The sequence below is a fragment of the Stenotrophomonas sp. NPDC077461 genome, assembly GCF_049545475.1.
In the GTDB taxonomy this organism is placed as follows: Bacteria; Pseudomonadota; Gammaproteobacteria; order Xanthomonadales; family Xanthomonadaceae; genus Stenotrophomonas; species Stenotrophomonas nematodicola.
The window spans coordinates 271,556-296,424 of record NZ_JBMWDO010000005.1; the positions used below are offsets into that span (position 1 = coordinate 271,556).

The following is a 24,869-nucleotide window of genomic DNA, read 5'->3' on the forward strand; positions in this document are numbered from 1 at the left end:
TGCCGCCGGGCTCAGGGTGACGGGGGACGGAGCCGTCGGTCGTCGCGGTCGTCGCCGAAGATGATCCGCGCGCTGCGCTGGTAGCTCCAGTACGCCACGGCCCAGTTGAGCAGCACCACGATGCGGTTGCGGAAGCCGATCAGGAAGAACACGTGCGCGGCCAGCCAGAACCACCAGGCGAGCACGCCGGACAGCTGCAGCCTGCCCAGGTGCACGATCGCCGCCATGCGCCCGATCGTGGCCAGGTTGCCGACGTCCTGGTACGCGAAGGGGCCCGGCGTGGGCTTGCCCTCCAGCCGCGCGCGAATGGTCGCGGCGACGTGCTTGCCCATCTGTTTGGCGGCGGGCGCAACGCCCGGTACCGGTTTGCCGTCGGCCTGGCTGATGGCAGCCAGATCGCCGGCCACGAAGATCTCCGGGTGACCGTCCAGCGTGAGGTCGGGTTGCACCGGCACGCGGCCGGCGCGGTCCAGCGGGACGTCGAGCGTGCGGGCCAGCGGCGAGGCCGCCACGCCAGCGGCCCAGACCACGGTGCGGGCGGCAAAGAACCGGTCGCCCAGCTGGAAGCCCTCGCCATCGATGTGGGTCACCGGCGTGCCGGTCAGGACATCCACGCCGAGCTTCTCCAACTGGCGACGCGCCTTCAGCGACAGCACCTCGGGGAAGCTGGACAGCACGCGCGGACCGGCCTCCACCAAGCGGACCTTGGCGCTGGCCGGGTCGATATGACGGAACTCGTTGCGCAATGTGTGGCGCGCGATCTCGGCCAGCGTGCCGGCCAGTTCCACACCGGTCGGGCCGCCGCCGACCACGGCGAAACTGAGCCAGGCGGCCTTGCGCGCCGGGTCCGGTTCGGCCTCGGCGCGCTCGAAGGCAAGCAGCAGCTTGCGGCGCAGTGCGATCGCATCGTCCAGGGTTTTCAGGCCTGGCGCGTCGGCGGCCCATTCGTCGTGGCCGAAGTAGGCATGCGTGGCCCCGGTGCAGAGCATCAGCATGTCGTAGCCGAGCTGGCTGCCGTCGGCGAGGGTGATGCTGCGGGCGTGCTTGTCGATCGCGGTGACTTCGCCCAGTCGCACCTCGACGTTGCGCTGGTTGCCGAGGATATGCCGCAGGGGTGCGGCGATATCGGGTGCCGACAGGCCGGCGGTGGCCACCTGGTAGAGCAGCGGCTGGAACAGGTGGTGGTTGCGGCGGTCCACCAGGGTGATGCGGACGTGCGCCCTGGCCAATGCGCGGGTGGCCCAGAGGCCGGCGAAACCGCCACCGATGACGACCAGGTGGGGCAGGGGGGCGCGGGTCATGCAGTCACTCCTGGGCTGGGGCCGGCCATCCGGCACCGTGGGAACGTTGTCGACGCGTCGTATCGTCGCACGTGACGCGCGATGTTCACGTGGATGGTCGATACTGGGTTCAGCAGCGGTCGCGCTTGCCGGCGGCCTGTGTCCATCCGCACTGGAGGTCGAGATGTCCGAACCGGAAAAGCGCATCGCCCTGTTGATCGATGCCGACAATGCGCCGTCGTCGAAGATCGACGTGGTACTGGCCGAGGTGGCGCGCTATGGCGTGGCCAACGTGCGCCGCGCCTACGGGAACTGGAAGAGCCCGCGGTTGAAAGGCTGGGAATCGGTGCTGCACGCCTACGCGATCCGCCCCATCCAGCAGTTCGCGTACAGCCGGGGCAAGAATGCGTCGGACATGGCGATGGTGATCGATGCGATGGACATGCTGTATGCGCGCAACCTGGACGGCTTCGCCATCGTCTCCAGCGATGCGGATTTCACCCCGCTGGTGATGCGCCTGCTGACCGACGGGGTGAAGGTGTATGGCTTCGGCGAGAAGAAAACGCCGGAGCCGTTCGTCAACGCCTGCTCGAAGTTCACCTACCTCGAAGCGCTGGGACAGGGCCACGCTGCCGACCCGGAAGTGGAGCAGGACAACGAGGAAGCGCGGCCGCGCAAGACCGGCCCGGAGCTGCGCAGCGACACCCGCCTGGTACAGATGCTGCGCCGCGCGGTGGCGTCGGCCGAAGCCGAGGATGGCTGGTCGCACCTGGGCCCGGTCGGCAGCCAGATCGGCAATCAGGCCTCGTTCGACTCGCGCAACTACGGCTACGCCAAGCTGAGCGAGCTGCTGACCGCGACGGGCCTGTTCGAAATGAAGAAGGACGGCAAGTCGACCTACGTCCGCGCGCTCCCCAGGAAAAGCGCCCGGTAGCGCCGACCGCTGGTCGGCTCAGGCGCGCAGCGCAGCCGACCAACGGTCGGCGCTACCGGCGAGGTCCCCGGCTCAGGTCAACGCCGTCATGACACCGCGCTGGTACGCGGGCCGCTGCTTCAGGCGCTCGTACCAGTCGGCCAGGTGCGGCAGCGCGGGGCGCTGGATGGGCATTTCGAACCACGCGTAGGCAAAGGCGCCCAGCGGAATGTCGCCCATCGCGAAGCGCTCGCCGGACAACCAGGGTTGGCGCGACAATGCATCGTCGGCCATCGCCAGCAGCTCACCCGAGCGCACCAGCGCGGCCGCAATGCGCGCGTCGTCGCGGTCGGCCGGGGCGGTACGCAGCGTGCCCCAGAACAGATCGCGGAAGGCGCCGGAAAAGGTGGAGGTGGTCCAGTCCATCCACTTCTCCGACTGCGCACGCTCGACCACATCTTCCGGATACAGCGTGCCGAGCGAATAACGCGCGGCCAGATAGCGCACGATGGTGTTGGATTCCCACAGCGGCAGGCCGTGGTCTTCGATCACCGGCACCAGGCCGTTGGGATTCATCGCACGGTACTCCGGCGACTGTGTGCCGCCAAACGCGCCGCCAACCTCGATCGACTCGTACGGCGCTCCGATTTCTTCGGCGCACCACAGCACCTTGCGCACGTTGCTGGAATTGCGACGGCCCCAGATCTTCAGCATGGTCAGGCTTCCCGTTCGAATGGAATGCGCGCCACATGGCCGCGCGGTGCGGCTACGATACGCCCATCGACCGCGTCACGGTCACCTTCAAGGAGCGAAACGGATGGGGATGTACGTCTTGGAACTGGGGCTGTTGGTGGTCGGCGCGGTGTTGCTGGTGGTGGGCTATCGCCGCAACCGCCGCACCATGCTGGTGGCGGCCGCGCTGGTGTTGCTGGTCAGCGGTGTCGTGCCGGATGTGGTCGAGGGTTTCGCAGAGGGACGCGCCAACGCCGACGCGCGACCGTTGGCCTTGCTGCAGCACTGACATCGCGTATCGGAGAGGGCGCGGGCCGACGCGCGCAGCGTTCAGTACAGGTCAGTCGGGTCCACATCCAGCGACCAGCGCACGCGCCGCGCCTGCGGTAGTGCGGAGATCTGCGGGGTGACCTGGTCCAGCGCCCGATGCAACGGTCCGCGCGCGGGGGCCGACAGCAGCAGCTGCACGCGTTGATAGCCGGCGCGGCGCGGCATCGGGGCCGGCATCGGGCCGTAGCGTTCGATCACCGCGTCATCCGGTACCAGTGCGCGCACCGCCATCAGCATGGCGTTGGCATGCTCCACCTGCTGCGCTTCGGCACGCAGCAGAGCCAGATGCGCGAACGGCGGGAACCCGGCCGCTTCGCGCTGCTGCAGCTCTGCCGCGGCAAACGCGTGGTAGCCGCCATTGACCAGGGTGTCCAGCAGGGGATGTCCCGGATGATGGGTCTGCAACCAGACCTCGCCGGGATGCTCGGCGCGTCCTGCCCGACCGGCCACCTGGATCAGCTGCTGGGCCAGCTTCTCGCTGGCGCGGAAGTCGGCGGAGAACAGCCCTTCGTCGATGCCCACCACCACCACCAGCGTGAGCTTGGGCAGGTCGTGACCCTTGGCCAGGATCTGCGTGCCGACCAGGATGCCGGCCTGGTCGCCGAGCGTGGCCAGCTGGGTCTCCAGTGCATCGCGTTTGCCGGTGGTGCCACGGTCGATGCGGATCACCGGCACCTCGGGGAATGCCTCGACCAGATGCTCCTCCAGTCGCTCGGTGCCGATCCCCTGCGGCTGCAGAGCGAGGCTGCCGCAGTCCGGGCAGGCCAACGGCGCCGCCTGGCGCGCACCGCAGTGATGGCATTGCAGTCGGCGCCCGCCGGCATGCACGGTCATCGGTGCATCGCAGCGCTGGCAGGGCGCGGTCCAGCCGCAGTCATGGCACAGCAGTACCGGCGCGTAGCCGCGGCGGTTCTTGAACACCAGCACCTGGTGCCCGGCCTGCACGTGTTGGGCGATGCCGTCCAGTACGTCCGGTGACAGCCCATCGCGCAGCGGCCGCTTGCGCACGTCCAGCACCCGCACGCGCGGCGGCCGTGCCTCGCCGGCCCGCTGTTTCAGGCGCAGGTGCATGTAACGCCCCGCCTGCGCGTTGTGCAGCGATTCCAGCGACGGCGTCGCACTGCCCAGCACCACCGGCACATCCAGCGCCTTGGCGCGCACCAGCGCGAAATCACGGGCGTGATAGCGGATGCCGTCCTGCTGCTTGTAGCTGCCGTCGTGCTCTTCATCGACCACGATCAACCCGGCGTTGGGCAGCGGGGTAAATACCGCCGAGCGCGTGCCGACGATGATCTGCGCCTCGCCACGGGCGGCGGCGGCCCATACGCGGGCGCGCTCGTTGTCGTTCAGGCCCGAATGCAGCGCATGCACCGGAATGCCGAAGCGGGTGCGGAAGCGCGACAGTGTCTGCGGTGTGAGGCCGATCTCCGGCACCAGCACCAGTGCCTGCCGGCCCTGCGCCAGGCAGGTGGCGATGGCCTGCAGATACACCTCTGTCTTGCCACTGCCGGTCACGCCGTCGAGCAGGAACGGGGCGAAACCGCTGGCGGCGCTGATCGCGGCGATCGCGTCGGCCTGTTCGGGATTGGGCGCAGGCGCGGCGCGCACGCTGACCGCCGGCGCCGAATGGGCCAGCGCCACCCGCTCCACCAGTCCGCGCTTGGCCAGCGACCGTGCGGCGCTGCGCCAGTCGTCCATGAGGCCATCCAGCCGGTCCTCGTCCACCGGCCCGTCGGCCAGCCAGGTTGCCAGGCGCTGCGGGCGGGTACCCGCCCGCAGCCGCTCACGCTGCTGCGTGCCCTCGGCGGTGAGCTGCCAGCCCCACGGATGGGTGTCCGGCACCGGATCGCCCCGCCGCAATGGCGCCGGCAGCGCCGTACTCACCACCTCACCGAGCGGGGCGTGGGTGTAACGCGCCAGCCACTGCAACGAGGCCCACAGTTCGCCGCCCAGCAGCGGCTGCGGATCGATCCACGCCTGCGCCTCCCGCAGGCTGTCCGGGCTGTCCACCGCGCCGACCGCGGCCACCATGCCGATCAGCTCGCGCGCCCCGAACGGCACCCGTACCCGGCAACCGACCTGGCCCGGTACGGCGGCGGTCCCGGGCGGCGGCGCGTAGTCGAACAGCTGCGGCAGCGGCACCGGCAGGGCCACGCGCAGGGTCGGGAAGGACGGGGTCGGATCGGGTCGGGCAGACGCCGACCGGGGCAGAACGGGGCTGGACATCGGTGCAGTGTAGCGGCCCGACCGGACCCGTCGGCCGTGCATCGAGACAGTCTCGCCATGCGGCGAGAAGAATAAATCGCACCTAAATATCGGTGTGGATTGGAGATTCAGGCTTATCCACATCTTCTGTGGATAAGTCTGTGTGCGACTGCCGATCTTGGGACGATGGGTAAGGAACTTCCGACCTTCGTGTCGGATTGGTCAAAAAATAGCCACATAACAATAGTCAATAAAAACAACAAGATATCTGTGAAACAAAGTTGAAACATCCCCCGGTCCCGTGAGGGGCTGCCACTTCCTGCCGATTTCGTTGGTGCTGTGCACAACCTGCGGCTGATTGCGACATCGAGGTCGGCATGGGCCTTCACATGTCAACTACATCGGCATGCCCGACGGGCCGGCGCAATCGCTATCATTTCCCCACTTGATGGAGTTGCTATGACGGCTGCGACCGCCCCCGTTTCTTCTACTGCAGCCGGTGCGCTGTCGGCGTTTCTCCGCGGCGTTGAACGCCGTGCCCTGGTGGTGGCCGAGCTGCAGTGTGGCGACCCCACCGTGGCCGAGCAGGCACTGGTGGCGGTGATGCGCGCCTTTGCCGGCATCGCCAGCGATGTGCCGATGGCCCAATGGCCGGACCGGTTCTGGATCCTGCTGGCCCACCGCCACCCGATCCGCGTGCCCGCTGCGGGGGGACAGTGGCCGCCCGGGCTGGCCCATCTGCCGACGCTGGCACCGCCGGCCCGGCTGGCGCTGCTGCTGCGTGTCGGCGGGGGCCTGGACGAGGCCGCTGCGGCACAGATCCTGGATCTGCCGGTCGCCGATTACCAGCAGGCGCTGGCCGAGGCGTGCCCGCGCGATGCCCAGGGCCATCCCGACGCAGCCGGCTGGCGCGCGCTGGCCGAGCAGGTCCAGCAGCGCCTGCGCGAGGTGCCGGCCACGCGCCTGCAGCGCCTGCAGCAGCCGGTGGCGGCGCCCGCCGCGCCCAGCGATGCGGCGTCGTGGCGCACCCCGGTCAAGACCGACGCCGCACCGGCACCCCGCGTCCGGGCCCGCCGCCAGGGGCGCCGTGTGCCGTGGCGCGGCCTGGTGATCGTGGCGGGGACGGTGGCCGCGCTGCTGGGCGGGGCCACGTGGTGGAAGCACAGCCGTTCCGCGGTCGATCCGGCCGCCAGCGTGCCCGACGGCGCGGTGGCCGTGGACAATCCGGTCAGCACCGAAGCCCTGCCCGAGGCCGATCCGCCGACCATCGCGCCCGCCGCCGCCGCCCATGCGGCCAGCGATGCGGCAATGCTCGCCGATCCGGACCTGGCGGTGGCCCGCGATGCCGATCTGTACGCCTGGTTCGCCGCGGGCGGCCCGGTGCCGGTGGACGAGTCACAGCCGCAACCCAGCCGCCCTGAACCCGCTACCGCCGGCCTGGAGACGGCAGGCGCCGATGAATAAGCCGATCCTGCTGATGGCCTGCCTGGCCGCGACCCTGTCGGTCCCTGCGGCGGCGACGTCGGTGCCATTGCCGCTGCCGTCGGAGGCCACGCCGGTGCCGGCCACCCGCACCGCCATTCCGACCACCGCCAGCGCGCTGGACCCGGCCCAGCTGGCCGAGCTGCGCGCCCGCTATGCCATCTGGCAGTCGCTGCCCGAGTCCGAGCGCGCCCGTGTCCGCGACGGGGCACGCCGCATTGCCGCGCTCACGCCGGCCCAGCAGCAGACCCTGCGCGAGCGTTTCGCCCAGCAGGACCAGCGCTTCCGTGATGGCTGGCTGCTCGGGCCGCACCTCGGCCAATCGTTCCCGAAGCTGCAGGGCCTGTTCGGCTACCTGCCGGCCGAGCAGCGCGAACCGGCGCTGGCGGTCCTGCGCCAGCTCAGCGTGGACCAGCTCGCCCAGCTCAGCCTGATCGCCCAGCGCACGCCGCCGCAGGAACGGGAGCAGGTGCGCAGCCAGTTCCTGGCGCTGGCGCCGGGCGCCCGCGATGCGTGGCTGAAGCAGCACGTCGGCCACTGACACCGCGCGCCCATTCACTTGGCATCGTGGGTTTTGTCATGCCGCGCGCGTAAGATGGCGGGCCGCAACCCGGTGCCTGTGCCCTCCGCGCGCGACCGTAGTTGCCGTCTGTGATCCCCATGTCCATCGCTACCCCCACGCCGCGCCTTTCCCGGGAAGTGCGCGCCACCGGTCTGCTTGCGTTGCCGCTGGTGCTCGGCCACGTTTCCACCGGCCTGATCTCGTTCGTCGACAACGTCATCGCCGGCCACCACGGCACGCAGACGCTCGCCGCGGTCACCATCGGTACCGCGCTGCTGTGGCTGCCGATGCTGATTCCGATCGGCACCCTGATCTCGCTGACCGCGTCGGTGTCGCAGCTGCACGGTGCCGGACGCGAGCGTGAGATCGGTCCGTTGTTCCGGCAGGCGCTGTGGTTGGCGCTTGGCCTGGGCCTGATCATGTTCGCCTTCCTCACGGTGGTACCGCCGCTGTTGCCGGCATTCGGCATCGCGCCGGACATCGTGCCCGGTGCGACCGCGTTCCTGCATGCGGTGCGCTGGGGCGGCCCGGCACTGACGCTGTACTTCTGCATGCGCTATCTCAGCGAGGGCATGCACTGGACGCTGCCAACCATGATCCTGGGCTTCGGCGGCCTGCTGGTGCTGGCGCCGCTGGGCTATGTGCTCTGCTACGGCAAGCTCGGTTTCCCGGAAATGGGCGCCGAAGGGCTGGGCATCGCCTCGGCGACGATGATGTGGCTCCAGGCGCTGTGCTTTGCCGGCTACCTGTGGAAAACCAGGCGCTTCGCCCACCTGCAGTTGTTCTCGCACGTTGAGCTGCCGCGCTGGGCGGCAATCTGGGACCTGCTGCGTACCGGCCTGCCGATCGGCATCACCGTTCTGATGGAAGGCGGTCTGTTCATCGTCACCGCTCTGCTGATCGGCCGCCTCGGCGCCACTGAAGCAGCCTCGCACCAGATCGCAATCAACGTGGCCCAGCTGTGCTTCATGATCCCGATGGGCGTAGCCGAGGCCACCACCGTGCGCGTGGGCCATGCGGTCGGCAGCGGCAACGGGCTGGGCGTGCGGCGCGCGGCCAATGCCGGTCTGGTGATCATTCTGGGCACGCAGACGCTGTCGGCGCTGGTGCTGCTGTTCGGCCACGACGCCATCGTCGGCGTCTACACCGCCGACCTGGGCGTGGCCGCCCTGGCCTCCACGCTGCTGCTGTACGCGGCCGCGTTCCAGTTCCCGGACGGCATCCAGGTGCTCTCGGCCGGCGCGCTGCGCGGTCTCAAGGACACCCGGGTGCCGATGTTCATCGCCATGTTCTCGTACTGGGGGCTGGGCATGCCGCTCGGCGCCGGGCTGGGCCTGGGGCTGGGCATGGGGCCGCAGGGCATGTGGCTGGGCCTGATCCTGGGCCTGACCGCGGCGGCGATCCTGATGGCCTGGCGTCTTCGCGTCAGCAGCCGCCGCATCGGGCTCGCCCAGGCGTCACCCTGACTTGTGTCCGATGCCGGATCCGCCGGCACCGGCTATTCTGGCAATACGGCAAGAAGCCAACCTGGAGTTTTCCATGAACCAACCCGCGCGTCGCAATCCCGTCGCCAGCTTCTTCATCGGGCTGTGGGATGTGATGAACTTTACCCGCAGGCTGATCCTCAACCTGCTGTTCTTCGGTCTGTTGTTCCTGCTGCTGATTGTGTTCATCGTCGCGATGGGCAAGGGCGCCGGGGCCAGCAAGCCGCTGCAGGACCGGACCACGCTGGTGATCGCGCCGGAAGGCCGCCTGGTGGAGCAGTTCAGCGCCGATCCGGTCAGCCGCGCGCTGGCCCGCGCCGTGGGCGACAACAGCGCCGAGGAAGTGCAACTGCGCGACCTGATCCGTGCCATCGAAGCGGCCCGCGACGACAAGAAGATCGAGCGCGTGGTGCTGCAGCTGGACAAACTGCAGCCGAGCGGTTTCGCCTCGATGCGCGAAGTGGTCGCGGCGCTGCAGGACCTGCGCGCGGCCAAGAAGCAGGTCGTGGCCTTCAGCGAGAACATGAGCCAGTCGCAGTACCTGCTGGCCTCGCAGGCCGATGAGGTCTATCTCGATCCGATGGGCTCGGTGGTGCTGGAAGGCCTCGGCCGTTACCGGCAGTACTTCCGCACCGGCCTGCAGGACAAGCTGGGCGTGGACGTGCACCTGTTCAAGGTGGGCGAGTTCAAGTCCGCCGCGGAGCCGTACGTGCTCGACGCCGCGTCGCCGCAGGCCAAGGAAGCGGACCTGTTCTGGATGAACGACGTGTGGCAGCGCTACCTCGGCGACATCGCCAAGGCCCGCAAGCTGGATGCCGCGCAGCTGGCAGCCGGTATCGACACCATGCCCGAAGGCGTGGCCGCCGCCGGTGGCGACCTGGCCAAGTTCGCCCTGCAGCAGAAGCTGGTCGATGGCCTGAAGACCCGCGAGGAAGTGGAGGACCTGCTGGCCGACCGTGGTGTGGCCGATGGCGACGCCGACGGTGGCTACCGCAACGTCAACATGGACGCCTACCTGGCGCTGCTCGACACCCGCCGTTCGCCGGTGGATGCGCGTCCGCAGGTGGCAGTGGTGGTGGCTGCCGGCGAGATCTCCGGCGGCGACCTGCCGGCCGGCCGCATCGGTGGCGAGTCCACCGCCGCGCTGCTGCGCGAAGCGCGCGACGACAAGGATGTGAAGGCCGTGGTGCTGCGCGTGGATTCGCCCGGCGGTGAAGTGTTCGCCTCCGAGCAGATCCGTCGCGAAGTGGTCGCGCTGAAGGCCGCCGGCAAGCCGGTGGTGGTGTCGATGGGTGACCTGGCCGCCTCGGGTGGGTACTGGATCAGCATGAACGCCGATCGCATCTATGCCGACGCCTCGACCATCACCGGTTCGATCGGCATCTTCGGGATGATCCCCAATGTCAGCCGTTCGCTGGACAAGATCGGCGTGCACACCGACGGTGTGGGCACCACGCGCTTCGCCGGTGCCTACGACATCACCCGCCCGATGGACCCGGCCGTGGGCCAGGTCATCCAGTCGGTGATCAACAAGGGCTACGCCGACTTCACCGGCAAGGTCGCCGAGGCCCGCGGCAAGCCGGTCGAGGCCGTCGATGAGGTGGCCCGTGGTCGCGTGTGGAGCGGCGCCCAGGCCAAGGAGCGCGGGCTGGTCGACGCGTTCGGCGGGCTGAAGGAGGCGGTCGTCGACGCGGCAGGGCGTGCCAAGCTCGGCAAGAGCGATGCGTACCGCGTGCGCTACATCGAGAAGGGTGCCACGCCGTTTGCGCAGTTCGTCAGCGGGTTTGCCGGCAGCCGCATGGGCGGTTACATGCTCAGCGAATCGGGCATGGCACGCATGATGCTGGCCCGGTCGATGCCGGAACTGGATACCCAGCTGCGCTTCGTCGAAGACGCGGCGCGCGATCCGCGCGGCAGCGCACCGGTCAAGGCGCTGGCGTACTGCTTCTGCGGCTTCTGACCGCTTCAGCGTGAAATCAAAAAGCCCGGCAAACGCCGGGCTTTTTTTTCAGGGGTCCGCTCGGCGCCGGCCATCCGGACAGGGCGCGACGCTCGACCCCGCAGTCAGCGCGATACCGGCGGAGCCGGCGTTGCCGGGGTGTCGGTGGCGGCGCGCTCGGCGGCATCCAGGTCCGGTGCTTTTTCCAGCATGTCGCGTGCGGCCTTGGCGCGATCCAGCGGCCGCTGGATCGCATCGCGCATCTGCGTGGCCTGCGGTTCGGGCGGGGTGTCCGGGGGCGCTGGCGCTGGACGGTTGCACGCGCCCAGCAGGAGCAGCGTCGGCAGTAACAGGAGGGTTCGCAGGGACATGGCAACCTCGCAACACACACGGGCGGAGACGGCAGTGTCGCACCGCCCGGCGCGGCCTGTGTGAGGATGCGCATGCGCGTTATCCTGTCGCCCGGGGCGCCGTGTGGTGCCCGCACAGACGATTCCACGGCCGCCGCGCGGCCCATCGGCAGGAGAACACCGTGAGCACGCAACGTTGGCGATTGGATGGACAGACCGCATTGATCACCGGCGCCAGTGCCGGCATCGGCCTGGCGATCGCGCGGGAGCTGCTCGGGTTCGGTGCCGACCTGCTGATCGTGGGTCGCGACGCCGATGCGCTGGAGATGGCGCGCGATGAACTGGCCGATGCCTTCCCCGATCGCGAGATCCACGGCCTGGCCGCCGATGTCTCCGACGACGAGGACCGCCGCGAGATCCTCGACTGGGTGGAAGACCACACCGATGGCCTGCACCTGCTGGTCAACAACGCCGGCGGCAACATCACCAAGCCGGCCATCGAGTACACCGAGGACGAATGGCGGGGCATCTTCGAGACCAACCTGTTCTCGGCGTTTGAATTGTCGCGCTACGCCCATCCGCTGCTGACCCGGCATGCGTCCTCGGCGATCGTCAATGTCGGCAGCGTTTCCGGCCTGACCCACGTCCGCAGCGGCGCGGTGTACGGCATGACCAAGGCGGCGATGCACCAGTTGACCCGCAACCTCGCGGTGGAATGGGCCGAGGACGGCATCCGCGTCAACGCGGTGGCGCCGTGGTACATCCGCACCCGCCGCACCTCCGGTCCGCTGTCCGATCCGGACTATTACGACCAGGTGATCGAGCGCACGCCGATGCGCCGGATCGGCGAGCCCGATGAAGTGGCCGCCGCAGTGGGGTTCCTGTGCCTGCCCGCCGCCAGCTACATCACAGGCGAGTGCATCGCCGTGGATGGCGGCTTCCTCCGCTACGGGTTCTAGCGCGCCCGCGTCAGTCCGGCACGGCGCAATCGCTGGCGGCCAGGACCGCATGCAGGCGCTCGCGCTCGGCCGTGGCGGCGGCATGATTGTCCGCCGTGGCGAAGCGTTCGCGCCCGCGGGCGTCGCGGAAGCGCTGCTGCCAGCTGGCACAGCGTTGCGGTTCCGGCACTGCCTCGCAGGTGTCGCGTACCACTTCGCAACCGGCCGCGTTGACCGGTGTGTTGCCGCCGCCCAGGCCGGTCACCGACATCAGCAGGCAGATCGGCGGGGCCGGCTCCAGCTCATGCAGGTAGGTGCCCCGCTCGGTGGACTCGCAGCGGAAGATCGGCGGCAGTGGCGCCTTGGGCGCCGCCGCGTCGGCGGCCGATGCCGTGGCGGCGTCGCGGCGCAGTGTGTCGCTGTCGAGGATGCCGTTGCCGCTGTCGTCGGCGGGCCCGGCCTGCAGCACCGGCAGCGCGCCCGGTGCAAGCACCCCTGGACGCGGTACCGGCACGGCGGCATCGTGGGGCGCCGGTGACGCCGCTGGTGCGGGTGCCGGCGTGGCGGCGGGGGCCGTACGGGCGGGCATCGCAATGCGCTGGATGCGTTGCTGGCTGCCGGGCGGGCAGGCGGCGTTCTGGATGGTCAGGCCGCCGTCGGCGGCCGTGCAGCGGTAGAACACCGCGTCCTCGGCCGTGGCCGGCAGCATCAGTGCCAGCCCGGCCAGCGCGCAGGCGCGCGGAAAGAAAGACATCATGCGGTGGGATTCATACGTGCTGGTCGAGCAGGATCGGATTGCCGTCGGGATCTTCCAGCATGATGCTGGCCGGGCCGGTCGTGGTTTCATCGGCTTCTTGCATGTGTGCCTCCTTGCGCCGAAACGCGTCAATTGCAGTCGCGGTCCAGCCGCGCATCGATGCTGCGCTGTTCGCGGTTGATCGCATCGCGTTCGCTCTGCAGGGCGCTGTTGTAACGCCGCTGCAGTTCCCAGCGCCGGTCGTTGAGGCGAGAGCATACGTCCTGCTGGGGCAACGGGTGGCAGGCATCGCGGACCAGCACGTTGCCGGCCGGCATCTCCAGCCCGCCGTAGCCGGGCCGCGGATAGCCGTTGCCCTCCCACTGCGAACTGCCGCCGCCGAACGCCAGACGGCCGCCGACATGCGAACCCTGCCCCGAGATCGACACCGATCCGCCGCTTGAGGTCACCGAGCCGCTGTCCATCGGCACCACCGGTGGCAGCGGGCGCGGTGGTGGCCGGCCGCCACCCGGCGGACGCGGACCCGGCCGACCGGGCGGATAGGGCAGATACACACCGGTCCACACCGGCACCCAGCGCGGGTTGCCCTCATTGCTGTCGCTGACGTAGCGGTCGCCGTCGCTGGTGACGCATTCGTACATCGGCTGTGGTGGCTGCACGTACACGTGGCGAACCTCACGCTCGGGCGCGCGGGTGGCCGCGGGCGTGGCCGGATCGGCATCGCTGCGGACCACGCGCGGGGCCGGGTCGCGCGGGCGCTGCATGTCGCGCACTTCCTGCTTGCCGGTGCTGCACGGGGCATCCTGCAGCGACACCGCGCCCGTGCTGCCCACGCAGCGGTAGATGCGCACGCTGGCATCCTGCTGGGCACCGGCCGGGCCGGGACCGAGCAGCAGGAACAACGGCAACCACAGGGCAGGGCGGGGGCGCATGTCCACAGTGTGCGGCTTTGCCGCGGCCCGCGCAAAACCCGGCGCAGGCGGCCGGCTCAGCTGCGCAGCACCTGGCCGCTGAGTGCGTCGCGGATCGGGGTCGGCTGGGCCAGGCCGCCGGTGGCGCCGTCGACGATGCCCGCCAGCAGGGGCAGCAGGGCCGGGTCCAGTTCGCCGCGCTGGCGTGCCGGCGGCTGGCCGGCGAGGTTGGCGCTGGTGGATACCAGCGGCCCGCCCCAGGCGCGACACAGCGCGGCCACCAGCGGGTGGGCGCTGATCCGCACGGCGATGCCGGTGTGCTCGCCCGTGATCCAGCGCGGGGCGCGTGGGCCGGCCGGTACGATCCAGGTGTTGGCGCCGGGCCAACTGGCCCGTACCTCGGCCAGGCGCGCGGCGGGCAGCGCCTCCAGGTCCACCCAGCCGTCGAGCTGGGCGGTATCGGCGGCGACCAGGATCATGCCTTTCTCGATCGGGCGCTGCTTGATCGTCAGCAGCGTCATCACCGCCGCTTCGTGGCCGGGATCGCAGCCCAGGCCCCACACCGCTTCGGTGGGGTAGGCGATCACCCCGCCAGCGCGCAGCGCAGGCAGGGCGGTGTCCGGGGTGAGTACGTTCATCGGGTGCTACCGGGGGTCAGGCCTTCTTGGCGACGGCCTTCTTGGCCACCGTCTTCTTCACGGCCTTCTTGGCGGCCGTTTTGCGGGGGGCGGCCTTCTTCGTGGCGGCCTTCTTGGTCGCCGTCTTCTTCACCGCCGCCTTCTTCGGCGCAGCCTCCTTCTTGACCGCGGCCTTCTTGGCCACGACCTTCTTGGCGGCCTTCTTGCCGAAGCCCTTGCGCACCGGCTTGCCGGTTTCTTCCATCAACTGCTGGACGTCGGCCAGGGTCAGCGAGGCGGGCTCGCGATCCTTGGGGATCTTGCCGTTCATTTTGCCGTCGCTGAGGTACGGGCCGAAGCGACCGTTCAGCACCTGGATCTCGCTGCCTTCGAACTCCTTGATGATCCGGTTGCGTGCGATCTCTTCCTTCTCTTCGATCAGGAACACCGCTCGGGCGAGATCGATCGTATAGGGGTCATCTTCCTTCTTCAGCGAGGCGTAAGTGCTGCCACGCTTGGCGAACGGCCCGAAGCGACCGATGCCGACGCTGACGTCTTCGCCGTTGTCCTGGCCCAGCGCACGCGGCATCAGGAACAGTTCCAGCGCGTCTTCCAGCGAAATGGTGTGCATCGACTGGCCGGGACGCAGCGAGGCGAACTTCGGCTTGTCTTCGGCATCTTCGGCGGTGCTGCCGATTGCCGCGTATGGTCCGAAACGGCCCAGGCGCACGCTGACCGGCTTGCCGGTCTTGGGATCGGTTCCCAGCTCGCGGGCACCGCTGGCCTCGGCCCGGTCCACCGATTCCTTCTTCTCTTCGACCAGCTTGTTGAACGGTTCCCAGAAGCGGGCCATCAACGGAATCCAGTCCTCTTCGCCACGCGACACCGCATCGAGCTCGTCCTCGAGCTTGGCGGTGAAGTCGTAGTCCACATACTGGGTGAAGTGGCTGGACAGGAACTTTGACACGGCGCGGCCCACGTCCGACGGACGGAAGCTGCGGCCTTCCATTTCCACGTACTTGCGGAACAGCAGCGTCTGGATGATCGAGGCGTAGGTCGACGGACGGCCGATGCCGTACTCTTCCAGCGCCTTCACCAGCGCCGCTTCGGTGAAGCGCGGCGGCGGCTGGGTGAAGTGCTGTTCGGCCAGGATGCGTTCGAGCGGCACGCGGTCGCCGGGCTTCATCGCCGGCAGCTTGCGGCCTTCATCGTCGTCCTCGGCGCTCTTGTTGTCCTTGCCTTCCTCGTACACGGCCAGGAAGCCGGGCACGACCACGGTGGTGCCGCTGGCGCGGAACACGTGTTCGCTGCCGGCCGACAGATCCACGCTGACCGTGTTGAGCGTCGCCGGGATCATCTGGCAGGCCACTGCACGCTTCCAGATCAGCTCGTAGAGCTTGCGCTCGTCGTCGGTGAGGTAGCGCGAGACCTGGGCCGGGGTCCGCAGTGCCGAGGTCGGGCGCACCGCTTCGTGCGCTTCCTGGGCGTTTTTGGACTTGGTCTGGTAGGTGTTGGGCTTGTCCGGCAGCGCGGCAATGCCGTAATCGCGCGCGATCACGTCGCGGATTTCGGCCAGCGCATCCTGCGACAGATTCACCGAGTCGGTACGCATGTACGAGATCAGGCCAACCGTGCCCTCATCGCCGATCGCCACGCCTTCGTACAGCTTCTGCGCCACCTGCATGGTCTTGCGCGTGGTGAAACCAAGCTTGCGCGAGGCTTCCTGCTGCAGCGTGGAGGTGGTGAACGGCGGCGCCGGACGGCGCTTGCGCTCCTTGCTGGCCACATCGGTGACGTGCAGCGCGCCCTGCGCGGCCTGCTGGATGCGCATCCGCGCGTCCTCGGCGGTGTCGCCGTCGGTCACCGTGAACTGTTCGAACTTCTTGCCGTCGAGCTTGATCAGGCGTGCATTGAAGTGCTGCGACGGGTGCGCGCACTCGGCATCGATGCTCCAGTACTCGCGGGCGATGAAGGCTTCGATCTCTTCCTCGCGCTCGACGATCATGCGCAGCGCCGGGCTCTGCACGCGGCCGGCGGACAGGCCGCGCTGCACCTTGCGCCACAGCACCGGAGAGAGATTGAAGCCCACCAGGTAGTCCAGCGCGCGGCGCGCCTGCTGGGCATCGACCAGGTCGCCGGCGATCGCGCGCGGCTGGCTCATGGCTTCCTTGATGGCGCGCGGCGTGATCTCGGTGAAGACCACGCGCTGCATCGGCTTGTCCTTGACCAGCCCGCGTTCTTTCAGGATCTCGGCGATGTGCCAGCTGATCGCTTCACCCTCGCGATCCGGATCGGTCGCCAGGAAAATGTCGTCGGCCCCTTTGGCGGCCTTGGCAATCGCATCGACATGCTTCTCGTTCTTCTCGATCAGGTCATAGCGCATCGCGAAGTTGTTGTCGGGATCGACCGCGCCTTCCTTCGGGACCAGATCGCGCACATGCCCATACGAGGCCAGGACGGTGAAGTCCTTGCCGAGGTATTTGTTGATCGTCTTGGCCTTGGCAGGCGATTCGACGATGAGCAGGTGCTTGGGCATGGCGTCTATTTCTATGGGCAGCAGCCCGGGGAGGGCGCTAGGGTGGAGCAAATGGCCGCATTAGTGAAGGGCAGCGGGCGATATCCATAAACTGAACGCCCGGGTATGCGCCGGGCGTTCAGCTTTCCTGCCTATTAGAGGAATCACGCCGGAGCTGCCCGTGTCAAGCGGCCCGGTGTGAGGGTGCGCCCGTCAGGCCATCGCGGCCAGCACGCCCACCATCGCCACGGCGGCGATGATCAGGGCCAGCGTGGACAGGCCAGCCAGCACCAGAATCACGATCGTGACGGTACCCAGTTCACGGTTTTGCAGGTGCGCGTTCTCGGTGAACGCCCACTTGTCGACCACCACCGTGTCGCACATCAGGTCGTGCAGCGCCTGCTTGCGCTCGGTGAAGGCGGCCATCAGATAGCCGATCATCAGGGTCAGGGTGCTGACGAAGGTCGCAAAGTAGCGGCCCACCGCACGGCCGCGGGTCAAGCGCTGGCCATCGCTGCGCACCACCTTGATGCCCACCGCCATCTTGCCCAGCGTGGCGCCGCCGGCCGAGGCGTGGAACTCGGCGTAGTACACCAGTGAGATCACGATGCCGAGCAGACCGCCGACGATGTCCGAGGTGCTCGACCCGGCGTCCGACCCCGCCATCGCACCGACGGCCAGGCCGAAGATGGCGCCGACGATGCCGCCGATCACCGCGCCGCAGAGGGTCAGCACCACATAGTCGATGAAGTAGGCCGCATACCGCTTCCAGAAGCCGGCATAGACCACCTCGCCGCCCTGCACCACGCCTGCACCGGCATAGCTGCCGGTACTGGCCGGGGCGCTGTAGGGCGAGTAGGTGCCGCCGCCGGTGCCCGGCAGCGGGGCGGTACCGTTCTCGATGGCGATGTAATCGCCCCGCAGGTCGAACCCGCTGCCGAGGTTCCCGGTGGCGTTGGTCAGATTCTGCAGCTGCAGTTCTTCAACCACATCGCCCAGCGCCTTCCACTGGTCGAAGCCCTCACGCCAGACCAGCGTGGTGAGGGTGATCTCGCCGCGCTGGAAGCGCAGGCGCAGATCGTCGGCGGGCAGTGGCCCCTGGCGTTGTGCGCCGTCGGCGAAGTACCACTCGGTCATTGCATGTGTCCCCTGTTGCTCTCGTCCGTGGAAGAAGTAAGGCGTTGCTCAGCCGCGGCAGACCGTCGGCAGGTACTTGTCGTCCGCGCCGCCGGTGCATTCCCAGTGCCGGGCGTCGCCATCGTAGTCCAGCCACAGCAGCGTGCCGTCCAGGCCGGTGCTGCCGGGAATCGACAGCTCGGCCTCGATGCCGCAATGGTTGTTGTCGAAACGGCCGATGCGCAGCGCGGAGATGCCGTCCAGCGCGTAGCCATCGGCCGGCAGGAAGCCTTCATCGTCATTGACCGGGCAATGCCCGTTGGTGGCGACGAACTCCTCGACCTGGGTCTTGATCGGCGCCAGCGCGACGTAGGCCGCGCTGGCCTTTGCGCGGTGGGTGTAGTCCTGGTAAGCGGGCAGGGCGATCGCGGCCAGAATGCCGATGAGCGCCAGGCCACCCACGCCGAGGACGGCCGCGACGATGCCGGCGATGGCACAGCCGGACAGACTCTTCTGCGGCACGGCCACCGGCTGTGCCGGCGGCGGCTGGCTGGCATAGGGGCCGGCCGGAATCTGCGGGGGAAGCTGGGCGGCAGGGCTGTCGGCGTCGACTCCGGCCGGCGGGTCGCTCGGGGCCTGCACCAGGCCGATCTCGTCGGCCACGGTGCGCAGGGCCTGCCACTGCGGCATGCCGTCGCGCCATACCAGCGTATCCAGCGCGATGCGGCTGGACTGGAACAGCGCGATCAACTCATCAGACGTCAGCGGCCCACGCTGCTGACGATTTCCTTCTGCATAGAACCACTCGCTCACGGCCCGCTCCTGAATGCGCAAGGCGCTCAGTGTACGGTCAGTGGAGCGGTTCGGGTTCGTCAATGAACATCTGGGTTTCCATCCAGGCGTAGGCGGCTTCGGCACCAGGCTGGTTGAACAGCACCATCAGCACCACCCACTTGAGGTCGTCCAGGTCCAGTTCGTCCTGGTCCAGGGCCATCGCACGGTCGAGCACCAGCTCGCGCTGGCCGGCGTCAAGGATGCCGTGCTGCTCCAGAAACAGCACGAAACCGCGGCATTCCACGTCCAGCTTGTCCAGTTCCGGGCCGTGGTAGATCCGGACCGGACCGTCCACGCGCGGCTGGGCCACGGCCGGGCGCTGTTCGGCCAGGGCATCGAGCCAATCGAAGGCTTTGTTGATCTCTGCGGGGCTGAAGCCGGCCTGTATCAGGCTGTTCTGGAGGGTGTCGCGATCACGCACAAGATCCGCGTCTTCGCTGAAGTAGTGTTCGAACAGGTACAGCAGGACATCCAGAATGCTCTCTTTCATTGCCCCTCGGCCTGCGTCCATGACGCTGTGGAGGTGAAGAAACTAGGGTTTTCGACAGTAGCGGCCATGCATGGCCATTACCTTTCCGTCCAGTTCCATGACCAGCAGCATGGCCGACAGCCGGGCCGCCGTCAATCCGCTGCGTTGGATCAGGGAATCCATACCTGTTGGGTCGTGGTCCAGTGCCTGCCACAAGCACTGGTAGTCCGGGTCGGAGGAGGGGGCGGCGCTCACACGGCCTGCCCGTGCCTGTTCAGTGGGGGTGCCCAGGCGCGTTCGCAAGGCCTGGGCGAGGGTCTGGGCCAAGGGATTCAGGCCCGCGATCACCTCAGCCACGTCTTCCACCAGCGCTGCCCCCTGGCGGATCAGGCGGTGGCAGCCCCGCGCGCGCGGGTTGCGCACCGAGCCGGGCAGGGCAAACACCTCGCGCCCGGCCTCGGCCGCCAGCCGCGCGGTGATCAGCGCCCCGGAGCGCTCGGCCGCCTCGATCACCAGGGTGCCCAGGGCCAGCCCGGCGATGATGCGGTTGCGGGCGGGGAACTGGCCCGCGTGGGCGGTGGTGCCCGGCGGGTACTCGCTGACCACCGCGCCCTCCCTCGCGATCCGCGCCTGCAGGGCGGCATGTCGTGGCGGGTAGGTCCGGTCCAGGCCGGTGGCGACCACCGCCACGGTGCAACCGCCGGGCTGGTCCAGCGCCGCCGCGTGCGCCCGGGCATCGACGCCGGCGGCCAGCCCGCTGATCACCGACAGTCCCTGCCGCGCCAGACCCCCGGCAAACTCGGCGGCCAGCTCTCCGCCGGCAGGGCTGGGCGTGCGGCTGCCCACCACCGCCACGCCGGGGTGCCATAGCCGCGCCGGCTGACCCTGGACGAACAGCGCCAGCGGCACCTGGGGCATCTGCCGCAGCAGGGGCGGATAGTCGGCGTGGGTGCAGGCCAGCAGATGGTGGTTGTCGTGCTCCAGCCAGCGCAGGGACCGCGCCAGCGCGGCGGAATCAGGCGTCTGCAGTCGCCCGCATTGCGCGGCGTCGCACCCGGCCGCGCGCCAGGCCGAGGGGCCGGCGGCCAAGGCGCGCTCGGCATCACCATGCTCATGAAGCAGGCGGCGGCGGGGGCGGGTCGGGCCGCCCGCCAGCAACAACGTGAGCAGCGGGGAGGGGGCAAGGGTGGTCATCCCCCCACCGTAGGCCGGATGCGCCGACGGCGCCCTGGGGCGCCGTCGGAGTCTTGCGTAGGGATGTTCCGCGTACCGACCAGCGGTCTGTCCCTACTGGGCGTCCGGATGCTTGGCTGCGTAGCCCACATGGACCGGTTTGACGCCCTGCATCACCAGCGCGTAGCTGACCTTGTCGAAGGTGCGGAACACCATCGCATGGGCGGCATACTCGTCGGGCAGGGTGACGCGCCCGGCGCCCGTGCTCAGCGCGTCGTCCATCCGCGAGGAGTTGGGGTACTGCATGCGGTGCGCGACATGGCGACCCTGCCGCCACAGTGAGACCACCGTGCCGTTGTCCACACCATCGGCGCGGCCGGCGGACAGGGCGATCACATCGCGCGGGCCACCGGCCGAGAACATGTCGGTCACGGCCAGGATGCGGATGTCCAGGCCCTCGGTCTGGGCAGCGGGCACGTGCGGGTAGAACTGCAGGTCGTACGGATTGGCTTCCACCGGCACCAGGCGGTCACCGGCACGCACTTCGCGGCCGTCAACCCGGCCCTGAAGCGTCAGCGTGGTCACTTCCACGTTGCCGCTGGCCACGCGCGTCACGGTGCCCACATTGAGCTGGGCCAGCTCATAGCCCAGCGTTGCCTGGCGCTTGGTCGGGACGGTGAAGTCCTTCCAGAGGTTGCCGCTGCCGGGCATGACGTCGCCGTTGGCGTTCAGGTCTTCGGTCGGCTTGGGCAGGGCGTAGCGCACGGTCGGGCGGACCACGGCCCAGCGCTGGCCCACCTGGGCCTGGTCCAGACCGCGCACGTAGGCGATCTGGCCGGTGGTGGCACGCAGACGGTTGTCTTCCAGGCTGACCACGTAGGGCAGCGAATCGATCTCGTCGACCACGCTCAGCTGCTTCAGGAACGGCTCCACCTGCTCCAGCGGAATCGCGTTGATCGGGGCTTCCTGGCGCGGGCCGGGCTGCTGGCCGACGACGCGATCCAGATAGGCCAGGCTCAGCACGTCGCCCGGGTAGATCAGGTGCGGGTTGCTGACCTGCGGGTTGGCCTGCCAGATTTCCGGCCAGAGCCACGGTTTTTTCAGAAAACGCGCGGAAATGTCCCACAACGTGTCGCCTTTGCGCACGACATAGGTATCCGGGTGCCCGCCATTCATTTCAACGGCGGTAGCATAGGTAGCGACGGTCAGCAGCGCCACGGCGACGACCGTACGAGTACGTTCAAACATGAGTGTGGTGCCTGATTCCCCAACAGGTGCCCGCACTATAGTCCAGAAACCGGGGCGCAGGGCAAGCGTTGGCGATAGAATCGCCCCATACGCCGTTCCCAGCGGCGCCCCCTACCGGTAATTGTCATGGCCATCCTGCCCATTCTTGAGTTTCCCGATCCGCGCCTGCGCACCAAGGCCGCGTTGATCGACGCTGCCGAAGTGACCACGCCTGCCTTCCAGGAGCTGATCGACAACATGTTCCACACCATGTACGAGGCGCCGGGCATCGGCCTGGCCGCCAGCCAGGTGGACGTGCACAAGCGCTTCATGGTGATCGACGTCAGCGAAGAGAAGGACACCCCGCGGGTGTTCATCAATCCCGAGATCGTCGCCAATGAAGGCGGCCAGGTGTACCAGGAGGGCTGCCTGTCGGTCCCGGGCATCTTTGCCGACGTCACCCGCGCCAACCAGATCACGGTGCGCTTCCTGGACCGCCAGGGCGTGGCCCAGGAACTGACCACCGACGGCGTGCTGGCGGTGTGCATCCAACACGAGATGGACCACCTGGACGGCAAGCTGTTCATCGATTACCTCTCGCCGCTCAAGCGCGAGATGGTCCGCAAGAAGCTGGCCAAGCAGCGCAAGCACGTTGCCTGAGATGGTCGCGGAAACGGCCACGCGGCAGGACCGCGTGCCGCTTCCGGTGTCGCGGCGCCGGCCACCGGCGCCGTTTTTCTTTCTGCAAGTGGGGTCGCCATGAGGATTGTCTTTGCCGGTACGCCGGAGTTCGCCGTCTCGTCGCTGCGGGCCGCCGCCCGCCACCATGAGGTGGTTGCGGTGTACACCCAGCCCGACCGCCCGGCCGGTCGCGGGCGCGGGCTGATGCCCTCGCCGGTCAAGCTGGAGGCGATCGCGCGCGGCATCCCGGTGTTCCAGCCGGAAAGCCTGAAGACCCCCGAAGCGCAGCAGCAGCTTCACGACCTGCAGCCGGACCTGATGGTGGTGGTGGCCTACGGCCTGATCCTGCCCAAGGCCGTGCTCGCCATTCCCACCCACGGGTGCTGGAACGTGCACGCCTCGCTGCTGCCGCGCTGGCGCGGCGCCGCGCCGATCCAGCGCGCGATCCAGGCCGGCGACGCCGAAACCGGCGTGTGCCTGATGCAGATGGAGGCCGGCCTGGATACCGGCCCGGTGCTGCTGCGCCAGCACACCCCGATTGCGGCGGGCGAGCTGGGCGGCCAGCTGCACGACCGCCTGGCCGAGCTTGGTGCGCAGGTGCTGTCCGATGGCCTGGGTCTGCTGCGTGCCGGCATCAAGCCGATCGCCCAGCCGCAGCCCGAGGCCGGCGTGACCTACGCGCACAAGCTGGACAAGGCCGAGGCTAGGCTGGACTGGGCGCAGGACGCCCAGCAGCTCGAACGGACCGTGCGGGCCTTCAATCCCTGGCCGATTGCCGAAGCGCAGCTGGCCGGTGAGCGCGTGCGCATTCACGGTGCAGTGGCGCTGCCCGACAACAAGGGCAAGGCGCCCGGCACCCTGCTGGCGGCGGCCCGCGAAGGCATCGACATCGCCTGCGGCCAGGGCGCGCTGCGCCTGCGCGTGCTGCAGCGCGAAGGCGGCAAGGCGATCACCGCAGCGGACTACCTCAATGCCCGCCGCGACCTGGCCGTGGGCGCCTGAGATGGCCCATCCCCGGCAGGAAAAACAGGCCGCGCCGCGCGCTGCGATGGCACCCGGCGTGCCCACCCGCGTGCTGGCCGCCAAGGTGCTGGCCCAGGTGATCGGCCGCGGCCGGTCGCTCAAGGCCGAGCTCTCCACCGCTTTGCCCACGCTCGATGACAGCCGCGACCGCGCGCTGCTCGAAGCGCTGTGCTTTGCGGTGCTGCGCCGGCGCAATGCGTACGACGCGGCACTGGCGCAGTGGATGCAGCGCCCGCTGAGCGTGCGCGAAGACGAACTGCGCGCATTGCTGCTGGTCGGCTTCGCCCAGCTGGATGCGCTGGAACTGCCGGCGCACGCCGCGCTGTCGGCCACGGTCGATGCCGCGCGCGCGCTGGGCCGCGAACGCCAGGCCGGCATGGTCAACGCGCTGCTGCGCCGCGCCCAGCGCGAGGGCATCCCCCCGCAGCCGGCGCGCGCGGCGTTCCCGCTGTGGATGGCCGACAGGATCGAACAGGACTGGCCGGACCAGGCCGACGCGGTATTCGAGGCCAGCCTGCAGCCGGCACCGCTGTGGCTGCGGGTCAACCGCCAGCACGGCGATCGCGACACGATGCTGCAGCGGCTGGAGGCGGCCGGCATCGCCGCCGAGGCGTCGCCGATCGCGCCGGACGCGATCCGCCTGCCGACGCCGGTGGCCGTATCGGCCCTGCCGGGCTTTGCCGACGGCGCGCTGTCGGTCCAGGACCTGTCGGCCCAGCAGGTCGCCGACGCCATGTCGCTGCGCCCGGGAATCCGGGTGCTGGACGCCTGCGCCGCGCCGGGCGGCAAGTCCGCCCACCTGCTCGAACGCGACCCCAGCCTGCACCTGCTCGCGCTGGACATCGATCCACGCCGGCTCAAGCGCATCGGCGAGACCTTCGCGCGCACCGGCGTCGGCGAACACGCGCAGGTGCGTGCCGGCGATGCGGGCGATCCGGCCGCGTGGTGGGATGGCCAGCCGTTCGACGCGATTCTGCTGGACGCGCCGTGTTCGGCCACCGGCATCATCCGCCGCCAGCCCGATGTGCTGCTGCATCGGCGCGAGACCGATATCGAGGCGCTGGTCGCGCTGCAGGCCCGCCTGCTGGATGCCTGCTGGACGATGCTCGCGCCTGGCGGCACGTTGCTGTATGCCACCTGCTCGATCCTGCGCGAGGAAAACCAGTTCCAGGTGGAGGCCTTCCTGCAGCGCACGCGCAACGCCGGTTTCCTGCCGCTGGGTGACGCATTCGGCCACGATTCCTGGGCCGGGCGACAGCGCCTGCCGGGTGAAAACGGCGCTGACGGCTTCTTCTATGCGCGTCTGCTAAAGAAGGGTTAGGCCAACACCG

23 protein-coding genes are annotated in these 24,869 nt (G+C 69.0%); 10 read left to right on the forward strand and 13 right to left on the reverse strand.

The genetic code is table 11. The annotated features are described in order from the left end of the window. Nucleotides 1-11 precede the first annotated feature (11 nt). A complete protein-coding gene (locus tag ACPEH8_RS11525) occupies nt 12-1,301 on the reverse strand; it encodes an NAD(P)/FAD-dependent oxidoreductase (protein ID WP_017356740.1) in 1,290 nt (429 codons plus the stop codon). 163 nt (nt 1,302-1,464) lie between these two features. Between ACPEH8_RS11525 and ACPEH8_RS11530 the strand changes: the two genes are divergently transcribed. Then, on the forward strand, nt 1,465-2,214 hold the full coding sequence (locus ACPEH8_RS11530; RefSeq protein WP_423666818.1) for an NYN domain-containing protein: 750 nt from the start codon (nt 1,465-1,467) through the stop codon (nt 2,212-2,214). A 72-nt stretch (nt 2,215-2,286) separates the two neighbouring features. Here ACPEH8_RS11530 and ACPEH8_RS11535 read toward each other — a convergent pair whose 3' ends face one another. Continuing rightward, nucleotides 2,287-2,907, reverse strand: coding sequence for a glutathione S-transferase family protein (locus ACPEH8_RS11535; protein WP_017356738.1), 621 nt, complete (start codon nt 2,905-2,907; stop codon nt 2,287-2,289). Between the two features lie 103 nt (nt 2,908-3,010). Between ACPEH8_RS11535 and ACPEH8_RS11540 the strand changes: the two genes are divergently transcribed. After that, nucleotides 3,011-3,214, forward strand: a complete 204-nt coding sequence (locus ACPEH8_RS11540) for a hypothetical protein (RefSeq protein ID WP_229296492.1) — start codon at nt 3,011-3,013, stop codon at nt 3,212-3,214. Between the two features lie 41 nt (nt 3,215-3,255). On the opposite strand, the gene ACPEH8_RS11545 is transcribed toward ACPEH8_RS11540, so the two are convergent. Beyond that, a complete protein-coding gene (locus ACPEH8_RS11545; protein ID WP_136004489.1) occupies nt 3,256-5,481 on the reverse strand; it encodes a primosomal protein N' in 2,226 nt (741 codons plus the stop codon). 438 nt (nt 5,482-5,919) lie between these two features. On the opposite strand from ACPEH8_RS11545, the gene ACPEH8_RS11550 reads away from it, so the two are divergent. The 4 genes from ACPEH8_RS11550 to sppA all read left to right on the forward strand — a co-directional run bounded on the left by ACPEH8_RS11550 (nt 5,920) and on the right by sppA (nt 10,948). Continuing rightward, nucleotides 5,920-6,924: a hypothetical protein gene (locus ACPEH8_RS11550; protein ID WP_153164832.1), complete on the forward strand. Its 1,005-nt coding sequence runs from the start codon at nt 5,920-5,922 to the stop codon at nt 6,922-6,924. Next, the gene (locus ACPEH8_RS11555) at nt 6,917-7,483 is read left to right on the forward strand and encodes a DUF3106 domain-containing protein (protein WP_136004485.1); all 567 of its coding nucleotides are present in this window, start codon (nt 6,917-6,919) and stop codon (nt 7,481-7,483) included. The genes ACPEH8_RS11550 and ACPEH8_RS11555 overlap by 8 nt, the downstream gene beginning before the upstream one ends. 119 nt (nt 7,484-7,602) lie before the next feature. After that, on the forward strand, nt 7,603-8,970 hold the full coding sequence (locus tag ACPEH8_RS11560; RefSeq protein WP_136004483.1) for an MATE family efflux transporter: 1,368 nt from the start codon (nt 7,603-7,605) through the stop codon (nt 8,968-8,970). Between the two features lie 73 nt (nt 8,971-9,043). Further along, complete coding sequence (sppA, locus tag ACPEH8_RS11565; protein ID WP_136004481.1) at nt 9,044-10,948, forward strand: signal peptide peptidase SppA; 1,905 nt, start codon at nt 9,044-9,046, stop codon at nt 10,946-10,948. A gap of 104 nt (nt 10,949-11,052) precedes the next feature. Here the strand turns inward: sppA and ACPEH8_RS11570 are convergent, their stop codons facing one another. Next, nucleotides 11,053-11,298, reverse strand: a complete 246-nt coding sequence (locus ACPEH8_RS11570) for a hypothetical protein (RefSeq protein ID WP_136004479.1) — start codon at nt 11,296-11,298, stop codon at nt 11,053-11,055. Between the two features lie 161 nt (nt 11,299-11,459). Between ACPEH8_RS11570 and ACPEH8_RS11575 the strand changes: the two genes are divergently transcribed. Beyond that, complete coding sequence (locus ACPEH8_RS11575; RefSeq protein ID WP_136004477.1) at nt 11,460-12,236, forward strand: SDR family oxidoreductase; 777 nt, start codon at nt 11,460-11,462, stop codon at nt 12,234-12,236. Between the two features lie 10 nt (nt 12,237-12,246). Here the strand turns inward: ACPEH8_RS11575 and ACPEH8_RS11580 are convergent, their stop codons facing one another. From ACPEH8_RS11580 to ACPEH8_RS11620, 9 genes are all read right to left on the reverse strand, one after another. Then, the gene (locus ACPEH8_RS11580) at nt 12,247-12,972 is read right to left on the reverse strand and encodes a DUF4124 domain-containing protein (RefSeq protein ID WP_316044047.1); all 726 of its coding nucleotides are present in this window, start codon (nt 12,970-12,972) and stop codon (nt 12,247-12,249) included. A gap of 128 nt (nt 12,973-13,100) precedes the next feature. Then, the gene (locus ACPEH8_RS11585) at nt 13,101-13,904 is read right to left on the reverse strand and encodes a DUF4124 domain-containing protein (protein WP_136004476.1); all 804 of its coding nucleotides are present in this window, start codon (nt 13,902-13,904) and stop codon (nt 13,101-13,103) included. A gap of 56 nt (nt 13,905-13,960) precedes the next feature. Continuing rightward, on the reverse strand, nt 13,961-14,521 hold the full coding sequence (locus ACPEH8_RS11590; RefSeq protein ID WP_136004474.1) for a Sua5/YciO/YrdC/YwlC family protein: 561 nt from the start codon (nt 14,519-14,521) through the stop codon (nt 13,961-13,963). A gap of 16 nt (nt 14,522-14,537) precedes the next feature. Beyond that, nucleotides 14,538-17,036, reverse strand: a complete 2,499-nt coding sequence (locus ACPEH8_RS11595) for a DNA topoisomerase I (protein WP_166473487.1) — start codon at nt 17,034-17,036, stop codon at nt 14,538-14,540. Between the two features lie 192 nt (nt 17,037-17,228). Continuing rightward, on the reverse strand, nt 17,229-18,152 hold the full coding sequence (locus tag ACPEH8_RS11600) for an RDD family protein (protein WP_017355383.1): 924 nt from the start codon (nt 18,150-18,152) through the stop codon (nt 17,229-17,231). 48 nt (nt 18,153-18,200) lie between these two features. After that, the gene (locus tag ACPEH8_RS11605; protein WP_017355384.1) at nt 18,201-18,944 is read right to left on the reverse strand and encodes a GYF domain-containing protein; all 744 of its coding nucleotides are present in this window, start codon (nt 18,942-18,944) and stop codon (nt 18,201-18,203) included. Between the two features lie 37 nt (nt 18,945-18,981). Further along, nucleotides 18,982-19,455, reverse strand: a complete 474-nt coding sequence (locus tag ACPEH8_RS11610) for a DUF494 family protein (RefSeq protein WP_136004468.1) — start codon at nt 19,453-19,455, stop codon at nt 18,982-18,984. 42 nt (nt 19,456-19,497) lie between these two features. Further along, entirely contained in the window at nt 19,498-20,628 is a 1,131-nt protein-coding gene (dprA, locus tag ACPEH8_RS11615) for a DNA-processing protein DprA (protein ID WP_312708533.1), read from the reverse strand. A 93-nt stretch (nt 20,629-20,721) separates the two neighbouring features. After that, a complete protein-coding gene (locus tag ACPEH8_RS11620) occupies nt 20,722-21,855 on the reverse strand; it encodes a LysM peptidoglycan-binding domain-containing protein (RefSeq protein ID WP_017354357.1) in 1,134 nt (377 codons plus the stop codon). 126 nt (nt 21,856-21,981) lie between these two features. Here ACPEH8_RS11620 and def point away from each other — a divergent pair, with 126 nt between their 5' ends. From def to rsmB, 3 genes are all read left to right on the forward strand, one after another. After that, nucleotides 21,982-22,494 carry a peptide deformylase gene (gene def / locus ACPEH8_RS11625; RefSeq protein WP_136004464.1) on the forward strand — a complete coding sequence of 171 codons (513 nt, stop codon included), beginning with the start codon at nt 21,982-21,984 and terminating at the stop codon, nt 22,492-22,494. Between the two features lie 99 nt (nt 22,495-22,593). Continuing rightward, nucleotides 22,594-23,517, forward strand: a complete 924-nt coding sequence (gene fmt, locus ACPEH8_RS11630; protein ID WP_017354355.1) for a methionyl-tRNA formyltransferase — start codon at nt 22,594-22,596, stop codon at nt 23,515-23,517. A gap of 1 nt (nt 23,518) precedes the next feature. Then, nucleotides 23,519-24,859 carry a 16S rRNA (cytosine(967)-C(5))-methyltransferase RsmB gene (rsmB, locus tag ACPEH8_RS11635; RefSeq protein ID WP_243746293.1) on the forward strand — a complete coding sequence of 447 codons (1,341 nt, stop codon included), beginning with the start codon at nt 23,519-23,521 and terminating at the stop codon, nt 24,857-24,859. Nucleotides 24,860-24,869 lie beyond the last annotated feature (10 nt).

Coding starts and splice junctions, on each gene's coding strand:
- ACPEH8_RS11525 (WP_017356740.1), bottom strand. CDS start 1,301: ATGACCCGCGCCCCCCTGCCCCACCTGGTCGTCATCGGTGGCGGTTTC.
- ACPEH8_RS11530 (WP_423666818.1), top strand. CDS start 1,465: ATGTCCGAACCGGAAAAGCGCATCGCCCTGTTGATCGATGCCGACAAT.
- ACPEH8_RS11535 (WP_017356738.1), bottom strand. CDS start 2,907: ATGCTGAAGATCTGGGGCCGTCGCAATTCCAGCAACGTGCGCAAGGTG.
- ACPEH8_RS11540 (WP_229296492.1), top strand. CDS start 3,011: ATGGGGATGTACGTCTTGGAACTGGGGCTGTTGGTGGTCGGCGCGGTG.
- ACPEH8_RS11545 (WP_136004489.1), bottom strand. CDS start 5,481: ATGTCCAGCCCCGTTCTGCCCCGGTCGGCGTCTGCCCGACCCGATCCG.
- ACPEH8_RS11550 (WP_153164832.1), top strand. CDS start 5,920: ATGACGGCTGCGACCGCCCCCGTTTCTTCTACTGCAGCCGGTGCGCTG.
- ACPEH8_RS11555 (WP_136004485.1), top strand. CDS start 6,917: ATGAATAAGCCGATCCTGCTGATGGCCTGCCTGGCCGCGACCCTGTCG.
- ACPEH8_RS11560 (WP_136004483.1), top strand. CDS start 7,603: ATGTCCATCGCTACCCCCACGCCGCGCCTTTCCCGGGAAGTGCGCGCC.
- sppA (WP_136004481.1), top strand. CDS start 9,044: ATGAACCAACCCGCGCGTCGCAATCCCGTCGCCAGCTTCTTCATCGGG.
- ACPEH8_RS11570 (WP_136004479.1), bottom strand. CDS start 11,298: ATGTCCCTGCGAACCCTCCTGTTACTGCCGACGCTGCTCCTGCTGGGC.
- ACPEH8_RS11580 (WP_316044047.1), bottom strand. CDS start 12,972: ATGATGTCTTTCTTTCCGCGCGCCTGCGCGCTGGCCGGGCTGGCACTG.
- ACPEH8_RS11585 (WP_136004476.1), bottom strand. CDS start 13,904: ATGCGCCCCCGCCCTGCCCTGTGGTTGCCGTTGTTCCTGCTGCTCGGT.
- ACPEH8_RS11590 (WP_136004474.1), bottom strand. CDS start 14,521: ATGAACGTACTCACCCCGGACACCGCCCTGCCTGCGCTGCGCGCTGGC.
- ACPEH8_RS11595 (WP_166473487.1), bottom strand. CDS start 17,036: ATGCCCAAGCACCTGCTCATCGTCGAATCGCCTGCCAAGGCCAAGACG.
- ACPEH8_RS11600 (WP_017355383.1), bottom strand. CDS start 18,152: ATGACCGAGTGGTACTTCGCCGACGGCGCACAACGCCAGGGGCCACTG.
- ACPEH8_RS11610 (WP_136004468.1), bottom strand. CDS start 19,455: ATGAAAGAGAGCATTCTGGATGTCCTGCTGTACCTGTTCGAACACTAC.
- dprA (WP_312708533.1), bottom strand. CDS start 20,628: ATGACCACCCTTGCCCCCTCCCCGCTGCTCACGTTGTTGCTGGCGGGC.
- ACPEH8_RS11620 (WP_017354357.1), bottom strand. CDS start 21,855: ATGTTTGAACGTACTCGTACGGTCGTCGCCGTGGCGCTGCTGACCGTC.
- def (WP_136004464.1), top strand. CDS start 21,982: ATGGCCATCCTGCCCATTCTTGAGTTTCCCGATCCGCGCCTGCGCACC.
- fmt (WP_017354355.1), top strand. CDS start 22,594: ATGAGGATTGTCTTTGCCGGTACGCCGGAGTTCGCCGTCTCGTCGCTG.
- rsmB (WP_243746293.1), top strand. CDS start 23,519: ATGGCCCATCCCCGGCAGGAAAAACAGGCCGCGCCGCGCGCTGCGATG.